The organism is Skermanella sp. TT6 (assembly GCF_016653635.2).
Classification (GTDB): Bacteria; Pseudomonadota; Alphaproteobacteria; order Azospirillales; family Azospirillaceae; genus Skermanella; species Skermanella cutis.
In genome coordinates this window covers 343,184-354,106 of sequence record NZ_CP067420.1, presented here as the reverse complement: position 1 = coordinate 354,106, position 10,923 = coordinate 343,184, and the positions used below count along the sequence as shown (strand labels likewise).

Below are 10,923 nucleotides of genomic sequence, written 5' to 3'. Positions count from 1 at the left end.
TGCGGGCGCAAGGGCCGGGGACGTCTCCATCGAACAGGGCAGCGAAACAAAAGGCGCATGGATCGGGTTGTTGCGGGCGTACCCTGCCCACCCCAGAAACGGACCCTCCGGCGATGCTCCAGCCCGCTCCCCAGCCTGCGATTTCCCCCGACCTCAGCCTGGATGCCGCCCAGCGGGAAACCGAGGAGTTCCTGACGGTCCAGATGCCGTCCATCCTGTCGTCGGTCGAATACGACATGCCCCGGTTCGGCGAGGAAGCCCGGCCGACGAAGCTGGCCCACGTGACCCGTGCCCGGGTCGAGACCCGGCACGTGACCGGCACCTCGGACGCCGCCTACCTGATCCACGCCTTCGGCGAGGACCTGCTGATGAAGATGCAGCTGAACGTCCGGCGCTTCGTCGTGGTCTACTCCATCCCGGTGGTCAAGCCGATCGGGTCCAGCACGGTCGCCCCCCATTTCGAGCGCTGGGCCACCGGCGCCGGCCATGCCGGCTGGATGATCGGCTGGCGCGACGCGGCGTCCCCCACCGAGCCGGACCAGAACTGGGTCGAGACCTACTGCTACGCAAACCTGGAACCCGACTTCCTGGTCAACGACCTGCACAAGCTGTACTGGCGCACCGACACGCTCCAGATGACCCGCTACTTCATGCTGGAAGCGATCCGCGCCAACGTGCCCCTGTCCCCGCTCCGCGCCGGCTACCGGATCTGAGATTCTCATGCCACGGATGACGGCGATGGGCAGGGATAATCCGGGAAACATCCCTGCCCATCGCCGTCATCTGCGGCCAATTCTTCCTTTTCCAGCCCGGCAACTCAGGCAAGGCCATCCACCACGCCGCCCACCAGGTTGATGCCGAGCAGGCGCTCGCTGTCCAGTTCCCTCCCCGCGCCCGCCGGGGCCAGCCGTTCCCCCATCCGGCCGAGCATCGCCTCCCAGCTCTGGCGGATCGCCACCGCCTCGGCCGGATCGACGGCCTGAAACCGGAAAGTCCCCCCCGGCCGCGCCTGGGCCAGGGACGGCAGGTCGGGCGTTATCACGGTCGCGATCTTGGGATAGCCCCCGGTCGGCTGACGGTCGGCCAGCAGCACGATGGGCTGGCGGGTGCCGGGAACCTGGACGCTGCCGGCCGCGATCCCGTCGGAGATGATGTTGAACCCGCCGGCATGCTCGATCTCCGGCCCGCTCAGCCGATAGCCCATGCGGTCGGCATCGGCCGTCACGGCATAGGTTCCGGTCAGGAAGGTCTCGATCCCGGCAGCCGTGAAATGATCGTCCTGCGGCCCCAGCACCACGCGCAGCACCTCGCGCCGGGGCGGCAGTCCCTGCGGGTCGAGGGCGAGCGGCGGACCCGCGGGCACCGCGCCGGCGGCCAGCGGCAGGCGGTCGCCCGCCCGGAGCGCCCTCCCCTCCAGCCCGCCCAGGCCGGAGCGGACATGGGTGGACAGGCTGCCCAGCTGCGGCGGCAGGGCGAAGCCGCCGCCGACGGCCAGGTATCCGCGCAGCGCGTCGCCGGCGGCGCCGATCCTCAGGCGCCGCCCCGGCTCCAGGTCGAAGCCGGTCCAGGGCGGCACCGGCTCGCCGTCCACGGCGACCTGGAAATCCCCGCCCGCGACGGCCAGGCGCACCGTCGCTCCCTCCGCCTCGTACTCCCCGCCCGCCAGGGTGAACTCGACCGCGGCGGCGCCGGGCGGATTGCCGGCCAGCAGGTTGGCGGCGCGCAACGACGGCGGATCCATGGCTCCGGCCGCGGCGACGCCGAAGCGCTGCCAGCCGACGCGGCCGAGATCCTGGATCGTGGCCTGGGGACCGGGCTGGAGGACGATCAGATCGGCCATCGGCTCAATCCTCCCCTCCGGCGGACCCGCCGGCAGGTCCGTCCGGCTCCGGCAGGTAGCCGCCGGCCTCCGCCAGCGCGTCCAACCGGCCGAACTCTTCCGCGTCGATCCGGACGAAGCGGATCCGGTCCCCGGGCCGGAACAGGAAGGGGTCGGGCCGGCGCAGGTCGAAGCCGCGGACCGGCGTCCGCCCCAGCAGGTGCCATCCCGACGGGATCGGGGTCGAGCAGACCGCGGCCTGCATGCCGCCGATAGAGATGGTCCCGGCCGGCACCCTCATCCGGGGATCGCGCCGGCGCGGCGTATGCAGCGCTTCCGGCAATCCGCCCAGATAGGCGAAACCGGGCGCGAACCCGATCATGTAGACCCGGTAGTCGCCCGAGAGGTGGAGCCGGACGACCTCCTCCGCCGTGATGCCGTGGTGGCGGGCGACCTCCTCCAGGTCGATGCCGTGCTCGCCGCCATAGGCGACCGGGATGGTCCAGCGCCGCGCCTCGGCCTTCCCGCCGTCGGAAGCGGGTCCAAGGGCCGCCAGCGCCTCCGCCAGTTCCCCATGGGTCAGCACGGCCGGATCGAACTGGACGAGCAGCGAGCGATATGTGGGCACCGTCTCGACCACGCCGGGCAGGGCCGCCTCCGCCAGCGCCGCGTCGAGCGCCAGCACGCGCCCGTTGATCTTCCCGTCGATCGCGGCGCCGAACTCGACCGTCAGCGCGGCGTCGCCCGCGGGCAGGAAGCGCGGCCTGTCGCAAGCCCCGCCGGATGCGGTTCCGCCCATGTCTCAGCCGCCGATCATCTGGGCCGGCAGCCAGGTCACGATGCCCGGAAAGACGGTGACCAGCACGATCGCCGTGACCAGGATGAGGAAAAACGGCAGGGCCGCCCGGGCGACATACAGGATGTCCCGCCCGGTCAGCCCCTGCAGCACGAACAGGTTGAACCCCACCGGCGGGGTGATCTGCGCCATCTCGACCACCAGCACGATGTAGATCCCGAACCACAGCGGATCGATCCCGGCGGCCTGGACCATCGGCATGACCACCGACGTGGTCAGCACAACCATGGAAATCCCGTCGAGGAAGCAGCCCAGCAGCACGAAGAACACCGTCAGCGCCGCCAGCAGCGCCAGGGGCGACAGGCCGAGCTCGTTGATGAACTGGGCCAGCACGCGGGGGATGCCGGTGAAGCCCATCGCGACCGTCAGGAAGGCGGCCCCGGCCAGGATGAAGGCGATCATGCTGGAGGTGACCATGGCGCCCATCAGGCTTTCCCGGAAGCTGCCCCAGGTCAGCGTCCCCGACGCCGCGGACAGGACTAGGCCCCCGGCGACGCCCAACGCCGCCGCCTCGGTCGCGGTGGCGATCCCGGAGTAGATCGAGCCGATCACGGCGGCGATCAGCACCACCACCGGGATCAGCCGGCGCGAGGCCCGCAGCCGCCCGCCCAGGGTCATCGCCGCGCCGCCCGGCGGCGTGCGCTCCGGGTTCATCAGCGACCAGACCACCACATAGCCCATGAACAGGGCGATCAGCAGGATGCCGGGCAGCACCCCGGCGATGAACAGCCGGCCGATCGACACGTCGGCCGCCACCCCATAGACGATCATGATGATCGACGGCGGGATCAGCAGCCCCAGGGTTCCGGAACCGGCCAGCGTGCCGATGCTCATCCGCTCGTCATAGCCGCGCCGCTTCAGCTCGGGCAGCGACATCCGGCCGATCGTGGCGCAGGTCGCGGCGGAGGAGCCGGACACCGCGGCGAAGATCCCGCAGCCCACGATGTTGACATGCATCAGCCGGCCGGGCAGCCGCGCCATCCAGGGCGCCAGCCCCTGGAACATGTCCTCCGACAGGCGGGTGCGGAACAGGATCTCGCCCATCCAGATGAACAGCGGCAGGGCGGTCAGCGTCCAGCTGGCGCTGGCACCCCACACGGTGGTCGCCATGACCAGCCCCGACGGGGCGGAGGTGAAGAACAGCATGGCGATCAGCCCGACCGCCAGCAGCGACAGCGCCACCCAGATGCCGCTGGCGAGCAGGAGCAGCAGCAGGACGATCAGGACGGCGGAGAGGATCAGGGGGTCCAAGGGCGAGGCCTTTTCCGGCAATCAGAGCTTCGCATCGGGGCCGGCCGCCAGCTTCTCGGACTCGAGCAGGTCACCCCCGGCCCCCTCGTAGCTCGCCGGCCGCCCCTTCGCCACCGCGACGAGGTCGTCGACCAGCGCCACGCAGATCAGTCCGAGGCCCAGGGTCATGGTGCTCTGGGGGATCCACAGCGGGATCGGCAGCAGCCCCGGCGAGACGTCCCCGAAGGCGAAGAATTCCCACGTCATGGCCCCGCTGTACCAGGCGAAGTATCCGGTCAGCAGGCTTCCCGCCGCAAGGCACCACAGCTCCGCCCAGCGGCGCGGGCCGCCGGCCAGCCGCTGCAGGACCAGGCTGACCCGGATGTGCCCGCCGGCCCGGAGCGCGTAGGCCAGTCCCAGGAACGACGAGGCCGCCATGGCGAAGCCGGCCAGGTCGTCGGCCGACGGGATCAGGACCCCGACCAGCCGTCCGCCGACCTGGAGCAGGATCAGCACGGCGATCGCGACCAGGAAGAAGGCCGCGAGCCAGCCGCACAGCCGGTAAAGCCCGTCGAGAACCCTGCGCATCGGCCGTTACTTCAGCGCGTCGGCGATCTTCTGCCCGTCCGCCCCGGCCTTCTTGACCCATTCGTCGATCATGGTGCGGCCGACCGCGCGGACGTCGCCCATCAGGGCCTCCGACGGCGTGACGATGGTCAGCCCGTTCTGGCCCATGGTCTTCTTGGTTTCCTCGGCGATCCGCTCGCTCTCGGCCCAGCCGCGCTCTTCCGCCTTGGCGGCGATTTCCAGGACGCTGGTCCGCACCTCCTCGGGCAGGCGCCGCCAGGCGCGCTCGCCGATCATCACGATGTTGCGCGGATGCATGGCCGAGGTGTCGTAGTAGAACTTGGAGAATTCCCACGCCTTGGTGTCCACGCCGGTGGCGCCCGACGTGATCATCGCGTCGACCACGCCGGTCGCGAAGGCCTGCGGCACCTCGGCCTGCTGCACGGTGGTCGGAGCGGCGCCCAGCAGCTCGGCCAGCCGGGCGGTGGCGGCGTTGTAAGCGCGGAACTTGATGCCGCGGAAATCGTCGACCTTGGCGATCTCCCGCTTGGTGTAGATGCCCTGCCCCGGCCAGGCGACCGAGTAGAGCAGCCGGATGCCCTGGTCGGCCAGGCGCTTCTCCAGCAGCGGCTTCTGCACCTCGTACAGCTTGCGCGCCGCCGGATAGCCCGCCGCCAGGAACGGGATGGCGTCGGCCTCGAACAGCGGGTCCTCGTTGCCGTAGGCGGACAGCAGGATCTCGCCGGCCGGCACCTGGCCCGTCTGGACCGCCCGCTTGATCTCCGGCATCTTGAACAGCGAGGCGTTGCTGTGCAGCGTGATGTCGAGCTGCCCGTCGGTGGCGCGACGCACCTCGTCGGCGAACCAGCGCAGTGTCTGCGTGTGGAAGTTGCTGTCGGGATAGGCCGTGGGCAGGTCCCACCGGGTCTGGGCCCAGGCCGCCGTGGACATCGCCCCGGATACCATGAAGCTCGCCGCCAAGCTTGCTGCAGCCACGGCAGCGGTCATCAAACGTCGCATCGACACGTCCCCTGTCTGTAACCGTGAAGCCTCGGGCTTTTGGCCCCAGGTCCGCCATTTTTGTCGCGCCAGGCGGTGTGGAACGATGCTCGCCTGTCGGGGAGGGACGGTCAAGCGTCCAGACAGGGCTGTCGGCACGAACGGCGAAACCGGGAATTGCCCGAAATGAATCGCATATACCGGGTTTTGCCAAGGGCGTCGGCGCGTGGTAGTTCCTCCGCGCGGCCCGTGGACGGCTTTCGAGGTGCCGGGGCAAAAATCCGGATGCCCGACGCGACAAACCACACCGTATATCGTTGAGACTAATTGCAGCACCCAAGATATAGGGATACCCATAAGCCTTGGGTCGGTCGCCCCTGTGGAGGCAAGATATGGACCATAAAACCCGCCTGATCGTTGCGGAAAATGATCCCCTGATCGCCTGGGCCGTGCGATTCGGATTGATGGACCTCGGTTACGAAGTCTGCGCCTGGGCCGACACCGCCCCGGACGCCGTGCGTCTGGCCGAGCTGCATCGCCCGGACGTGGCCGTCGTGGACGGCGGCCTCTCCGACCTGAACGAGGGCATCGACGCCGCCCGCGAGATCTCCGGCCGGCTCGGGATTCCCGTGGTGATCTGCCGCGGCAGCGCGATCGACGAGGTGATCGGGTCCTCCCGCGGCGAGTCGCCTGCGGCGGGCTGGGTCTCCAAGCCCTACCGGATCAGCGACCTGGACCGGCTCATCGCGGCCGCCGCCCGGCATTAATCGACCAGACGACCCCCCACCAGCCGCTCCGCTTCCGCGAGGTCGTCGGGGCGGTTGGTGTTGAAAAAGGGGTCGACCGGGTCGGCTTCGAAATCGGCGATCGCCAGCCGGTACCGCCCCGTCCAGACATCGACCTTGCGGATCCCTTCCTCGACCATGGCCCGGCGCAGGTCGTGGCGCAGATGGACCGGCCACAGGCCGAACACGGGGTGCTCGCGCCCGCCGGACCGGGCGCAGGCCATGTCGGCGCCTTCCCGCTCCGCGGCGGCGCGCAGCCGCTCCACCAGGTCGGCCGGCAGGAACGGCGCGTCGGTCGCGAAGCTCGCCACCCAACGGGCGCCGGGGACGTTATCCGCCGCCCAGTCCAGCCCGCTCAGCACGCCGGCCAGCGGCCCGGCATAGTCCGGCACCACGTCGGGGACGATCTCCATCCCGGTCATGGCGAATCGCGCCGGGTCGCCGTTGGCGTTCAGCACGAGCCGGCCCACCTGGGGCCGGACCCGGTCGATGATCCGGTCCAGGATCGACCGGCCTGCCAGCAGCCGCAGCGTCTTGTCGCCGCCGCCCATGCGGCGCGACAGCCCGCCGGCCAGCAGCACGCCGACGACGTCCTCCCCCTTATTCCCCGTCATCGCCCCGGCTCCCCTTCCTGCGGTGCGCGGCGGGCTCGTCGTCGCCCTCGCCCGAGGCGAGGTCGAACTCGATCCGCTCCTCCCCCGCCAGCGCCACGAAGCGGCGCCCCCGGGCGCGGCCGATCAGCGTCAGCCCGGCCTCGCGCGCCAGTTCCACGCCCCAGGCGGTGAAGCCGCTGCGCGATACCAGGATGGGGATGCCCATCTGAACCGTCTTGATCACCATCTCCGAGGTCAGGCGTCCGGTCGTGTAGAAGATCTTGTCCTCGGGCCCCAGGCCGTGCCGCCACATGTATCCCGCCACCTTGTCCACGGCGTTGTGGCGGCCGACATCCTCCATATAGACCAGCGGCCTGTCTTCCCGGCACAGGACGCAGCCATGAATCGCGCCGGCCTCCAGGTAGAGGCTGGGCGCCGTGTTGATCTTGCGGGTCAGCGCCGCCAGCCAGGAGGTCTTCAGCCGCGCGGTGGAGGACAGCCGGATGTCGCCGAACTTCTCCATCAGGTCGCCGAACACCGTGCCCTGGGCGCAGCCGGAGGTCAGCGTCTTCTTCTTCAGCTTCTGCTCGAAGTCGGTGGGGCGCTCGGTTCGAACCACCACCGTCTCGATCTCGTCGTCATAGACGATGTCGGTGACGCGGTCGTCGGTGCGCAGCATGTTCTGGTTCAGCAGGTATCCCAGCGCCAGATATTCGGGATAATCGCAGATCGTCATCATGGTGACGATCTCCTGGCCGTTCAGGAACAGGGTCAGGGGGCGCTCTACGGTGACCGAGGTTTCGATCGGGGCGCCGGTCTGGTCGATGCCGGCGACCCGCTTCGTCAGGCGCGGGTCTGCGGGATCCGGGCGGACGACGAATTCTGCCTTGGGGAGCTCTTCCATGGGGGCGAGCGTAATTCGACCGCCCCGGTCAGGCAAGCGCGGCGCGCGGCAACGCGCCCGAAGCCGGACCCGCCGATCAGATCACGTCAAGCAGGAGATGGGTCGCCACGCCGATCAGCGAGGCCGCGACGACGCCGATCGCGGTATAGCGCTCGGCGACCGACCATCGCGCCCAGTCCTTGACGAAACTGTCCATCCTGGAGCCTCCGTTACTCCGATGCCTGTGCTCTGCCATGACCGTGCCCAAGAAAAAAGCCTCACGTCATGAGATACATCAAATTCACCGAAAGGTAGCCTTAATCAAAAGGCGGGTTTTACACTTTGTCGCAAGCTGATGCCGCATTGCAACATAGACCGTTCGGCCGAGCCGCTGCGGATCGGAGGATCGGCCATCCACCGGGCGGTCTCAGTGACCCTCATCACGGATTTATACGAAAAAGGCACGGAATCCCCCTAAAGTGAGAGCTCCCGGGACGCCGCCGCCTTGCCGGCTGCCGCTTGTGCCCGGAACTCAACACCTCTATTGAGAGAGTTACGGGTGCAACAGCGGGTCGGCGCATGGGACTGAAGACTTCACACATCATCTTTCTGGCCGCCGCGGTCGTGGCGTCGGCGGGCTGCTCCTCGGCGGGGGGCGAACCCCTGCCCGTTCCGGGCATCAAGCCGCCGCCGGGCGTCGCCGACCAGGCGGCTCCCCTGACGGCGGACCCCGCGGCGCAGGAGACCGACTTCCAGGCATGGCTGGCCGGCTTCCGGGCCGATGCGCGCGCCGCCGGGGTCGGCCCGGCGACGGTGGACCGCAGCCTGTCCGGACTGCGCGTGCTGCCCGAAGTGCTGGCCTCGGACAGCAGCCAGCCGGAATTCGTCCGTCCGGTCTGGACCTATCTCGATGGCGCCGTCAGCGAGACCCGGATCACCCGCGGCCGCGAACAGCTCTCCGTGCAGCGCGGCCTGCTCTCGGGCGTCGAGCGCGACTACGGCGTCCCGCCCGAGATCGTCGTCGCGATCTGGGCGATGGAGAGCAATTTCGGCTCCAACATGGGCAGCTACAACGTGGTGGAGGCGTTGGCCACGCTCGCCTGGCACGGCCGGCGGGCCGAATTCTGGCGCGAGCAGCTGCTGGAGGCGCTCCGCATCATCGACCGGGGCGACGCGCCTCAGGGGCGGCTGGTCGGCTCCTGGGCCGGCGCCATGGGCCATACCCAGTTCATCCCGACGACCTTCGCCGGCCACGCGGTGGACCGCGACGGCGACGGGCGGCGCGACCTGTGGAACAGCCTGCCCGACGTGTTCGGCTCGACCGCGGGATATCTGCGCGACGTCGGCTGGCGCGCGGGCGAGCCCTGGGGCGCCGAAGCCGTGCTGCCCGCCGGCTTCGACTATGAGCTGGCCGACATGTCCGTGCGCAAGCCGGTCGCGGAGTGGCGCCGACTCGGCGTCCGGCAGGCGGCCGGCACCCGCGCCCTGCCCGACCAGTCCGAGGCGGCGATCCTGCTGCCCGCCGGCCACCGGGGCGCCGCGTTCCTGGTGATGAACAATTTCCGCTCGATCCTGCGCTACAACAATTCCAGCAGCTACGCGCTGGCGGTCTCCTACCTGAGCGACCGGATGGCGGGGCGGCCGGGGGTCCAGGGCAGCTGGCCGCGCGACGAGCGACCGCTCAGCCGCGACGAGCGGTTCGAGCTGCAGCGCCTGCTGGGCGCGCGCGGCCTGCCGGTCGGCAATCCCGACGGCATCATCGGCGCCAACACCCGGGGGGCGATCCGGGCCTTCCAGAAATCGCAGAACCTTCCCGCCGACGGCTTCGCGTCGAGCACGCTGCTGGACCGGCTGAGGACGACGGCCTCGGCGTCCTGAGGGAGCGGGCGGGGCCGGTGCCTAGCGCACCAGCTCCGCCTGCTGGGAAGCGGCCTGCGGCGGCGCCGAGAACATCGCGGCCCCGCGCACGATGTCGAGCGCGCGGGTGAGCTGGTAATCCTCGGGCTTGGCACCGGCCTGGATGCCCGGTTCCTGCCGGGCGCCCACCGGCGTGATCCTCGCCGCCTCGACGGCGACGTCCGGCGTAATGCCCAGCGCCTGGATCGAGCGGCCCGACGGCGTGTAGTAGCGCGCCGTGGTCATCCGGGTCGCTCCCCGGTTGGACAGCGGCGTGATGGTCTGGACCGATCCCTTGCCGAAGGTCTGGCTGCCCAGGACGACGGCCCGGCGCTGGTCCTGCAGGGCGCCCGCGACGATCTCCGAGGCGGAGGCGCTCCTGCCGTTGACCAGCAGGACGATCGGCTTGCCGCGGGCGAGGTCGCCGGGAGTCGCCCAGTAGCGCCGTTCCGACAGCGCGCCGCGGCCGCGCGTCGAGACGATCTCCCCCTGGTCGAGGAAGCTGTCGCAAACCGAGATCGCCTGCTTGACCAGCCCGCCCGGATTGTCGCGCAGATCGACGACATAGCCGGTCAGCCGGTCGCCCAGCTGCACGTCCAGCGCCGCCAGGGCCTTCTCCAGGCCCGGCTGGGTCTGCTGGGTGAAACCGCTGATCTTGATGTATCCGACGGTGCCCTCCGCCCGCCAGCGCACAGCCGGGCTCTTGACCATCTCGCGCACCAGGGTCAGCTCGAAGGTCTTGCCGTCCGGACCGCGCTGGATCGTCACCGTCAGGGGCGTGCCGACGCTGCCGCGCATGCGGTCCATCGCCTCGTTCAGGGTGACGCCGCGGACCGGCTGGCCGTTGATGTGGGTGAACAGGTCGCCGGCCAGCACGCCGGCCCGGAAGGCCGGCGAATCCTCGATCGGCGCCAGCACCTTCACCAGCCCGTTCTCGACCGCCATCTCGACGCCGACCCCGCCGAACTCGCCGCTGTTCTGCGCCTTGTTCTCCGCGTAGCGGTCGGGGTTGAGGTATTTGGAGTGGGGATCGAGCGATGACAGCAGCCCGCCGACCGCCGCCTCGACCAGCGTGTCGGCATCGACCTGATCGACATACCCGGCCCGCAGAGTGGCGAAAACGCTGTTGAACAGGTTCAGCGCCCTGGTCCTGGACATCTCCTCGGCGGAGGCCGCCTGCGTCTGCCCCCATGCCTGCATCGGGGCGAACAGAAGCAGGGAGGCGACGAGGGCGACGCGGGTCCGGCTCATAGGCGCATTCCTTTTCCACGAGAACGCAAGGGCATACGCCCAGC

The 10,923-nt window shown here is 69.9% G+C and carries 11 protein-coding genes; 3 read left to right on the top strand and 8 right to left on the bottom strand.

The features are described 5' to 3' along the window. Window positions 1-113 precede the first annotated feature (113 nt). Window positions 114-713, top strand: a complete 600-nt coding sequence (locus IGS68_RS01670; RefSeq protein WP_201076833.1) for a hypothetical protein — start codon at window positions 114-116, stop codon at window positions 711-713. 104 nt (window positions 714-817) lie between these two features. Here the strand turns inward: IGS68_RS01670 and IGS68_RS01665 are convergent, their stop codons facing one another. Genes IGS68_RS01665 through IGS68_RS01645 form a run of 5 tightly spaced genes read right to left on the bottom strand, consistent with a single transcriptional unit; the run spans window position 818 to window position 5,492 of the window. Beyond that, on the bottom strand, window positions 818-1,840 hold the full coding sequence (locus IGS68_RS01665; protein ID WP_201076832.1) for a 5-oxoprolinase subunit C family protein: 1,023 nt from the start codon (window positions 1,838-1,840) through the stop codon (window positions 818-820). A 4-nt stretch (window positions 1,841-1,844) separates the two neighbouring features. After that, the gene (gene pxpB / locus IGS68_RS01660) at window positions 1,845-2,618 is read right to left on the bottom strand and encodes a 5-oxoprolinase subunit PxpB (protein WP_201076831.1); all 774 of its coding nucleotides are present in this window, start codon (window positions 2,616-2,618) and stop codon (window positions 1,845-1,847) included. A gap of 3 nt (window positions 2,619-2,621) precedes the next feature. Continuing rightward, on the bottom strand, window positions 2,622-3,926 hold the full coding sequence (locus tag IGS68_RS01655) for a TRAP transporter large permease (protein ID WP_201076830.1): 1,305 nt from the start codon (window positions 3,924-3,926) through the stop codon (window positions 2,622-2,624). A 21-nt stretch (window positions 3,927-3,947) separates the two neighbouring features. Next, on the bottom strand, window positions 3,948-4,493 hold the full coding sequence (locus IGS68_RS01650) for a TRAP transporter small permease (RefSeq protein ID WP_201076829.1): 546 nt from the start codon (window positions 4,491-4,493) through the stop codon (window positions 3,948-3,950). A 6-nt stretch (window positions 4,494-4,499) separates the two neighbouring features. Next, window positions 4,500-5,492 (bottom strand): TRAP transporter substrate-binding protein, encoded by a 993-nt coding sequence (locus IGS68_RS01645; RefSeq protein WP_247881126.1) that lies wholly within the window; start codon window positions 5,490-5,492, stop codon window positions 4,500-4,502. 371 nt (window positions 5,493-5,863) lie between these two features. Here IGS68_RS01645 and IGS68_RS01640 point away from each other — a divergent pair, with 371 nt between their 5' ends. Next, on the top strand, window positions 5,864-6,238 hold the full coding sequence (locus tag IGS68_RS01640) for a response regulator (protein ID WP_201076828.1): 375 nt from the start codon (window positions 5,864-5,866) through the stop codon (window positions 6,236-6,238). Here IGS68_RS01640 and mobA read toward each other — a convergent pair. Together mobA and fdhD are read right to left on the bottom strand one after the other, a co-directional pair. Next, window positions 6,235-6,870, bottom strand: a complete 636-nt coding sequence (mobA, locus tag IGS68_RS01635) for a molybdenum cofactor guanylyltransferase MobA (protein ID WP_201076826.1) — start codon at window positions 6,868-6,870, stop codon at window positions 6,235-6,237. The genes IGS68_RS01640 and mobA overlap by 4 nt on opposite strands. Then, window positions 6,857-7,753, bottom strand: coding sequence for a formate dehydrogenase accessory sulfurtransferase FdhD (gene fdhD, locus IGS68_RS01630; protein ID WP_201076825.1), 897 nt, complete (start codon window positions 7,751-7,753; stop codon window positions 6,857-6,859). Before fdhD ends, mobA begins: the two co-directional genes overlap by 14 nt. A 558-nt stretch (window positions 7,754-8,311) precedes the next feature. Between fdhD and IGS68_RS01625 the strand changes: the two genes are divergently transcribed. Next, window positions 8,312-9,610 carry a lytic murein transglycosylase gene (locus IGS68_RS01625; RefSeq protein WP_201076824.1) on the top strand — a complete coding sequence of 433 codons (1,299 nt, stop codon included), beginning with the start codon at window positions 8,312-8,314 and terminating at the stop codon, window positions 9,608-9,610. 21 nt (window positions 9,611-9,631) lie between these two features. Here the strand turns inward: IGS68_RS01625 and IGS68_RS01620 are convergent, their stop codons facing one another. After that, complete coding sequence (locus IGS68_RS01620; RefSeq protein ID WP_201076823.1) at window positions 9,632-10,879, bottom strand: S41 family peptidase; 1,248 nt, start codon at window positions 10,877-10,879, stop codon at window positions 9,632-9,634. Between the last annotated feature and the right edge of the window lie 44 nt (window positions 10,880-10,923).

Excerpts from the sequence above, each read along its gene's own strand:
- IGS68_RS01645 (WP_247881126.1), bottom strand. The coding sequence starts at position 5,492 with ATGCGACGTTTGATGACCGCTGCCGTGGCTGCAGCAAGCTTGGCGGCG.
- fdhD (WP_201076825.1), bottom strand. The coding sequence starts at position 7,753 with ATGGAAGAGCTCCCCAAGGCAGAATTCGTCGTCCGCCCGGATCCCGCA.
- IGS68_RS01620 (WP_201076823.1), bottom strand. The coding sequence starts at position 10,879 with ATGAGCCGGACCCGCGTCGCCCTCGTCGCCTCCCTGCTTCTGTTCGCC.
- pxpB (WP_201076831.1), bottom strand. The coding sequence starts at position 2,618 with ATGGGCGGAACCGCATCCGGCGGGGCTTGCGACAGGCCGCGCTTCCTG.
- IGS68_RS01640 (WP_201076828.1), top strand. The coding sequence starts at position 5,864 with ATGGACCATAAAACCCGCCTGATCGTTGCGGAAAATGATCCCCTGATC.
- IGS68_RS01625 (WP_201076824.1), top strand. The coding sequence starts at position 8,312 with ATGGGACTGAAGACTTCACACATCATCTTTCTGGCCGCCGCGGTCGTG.
- IGS68_RS01670 (WP_201076833.1), top strand. The coding sequence starts at position 114 with ATGCTCCAGCCCGCTCCCCAGCCTGCGATTTCCCCCGACCTCAGCCTG.
- IGS68_RS01650 (WP_201076829.1), bottom strand. The coding sequence starts at position 4,493 with ATGCGCAGGGTTCTCGACGGGCTTTACCGGCTGTGCGGCTGGCTCGCG.
- IGS68_RS01665 (WP_201076832.1), bottom strand. The coding sequence starts at position 1,840 with ATGGCCGATCTGATCGTCCTCCAGCCCGGTCCCCAGGCCACGATCCAG.
- mobA (WP_201076826.1), bottom strand. The coding sequence starts at position 6,870 with ATGACGGGGAATAAGGGGGAGGACGTCGTCGGCGTGCTGCTGGCCGGC.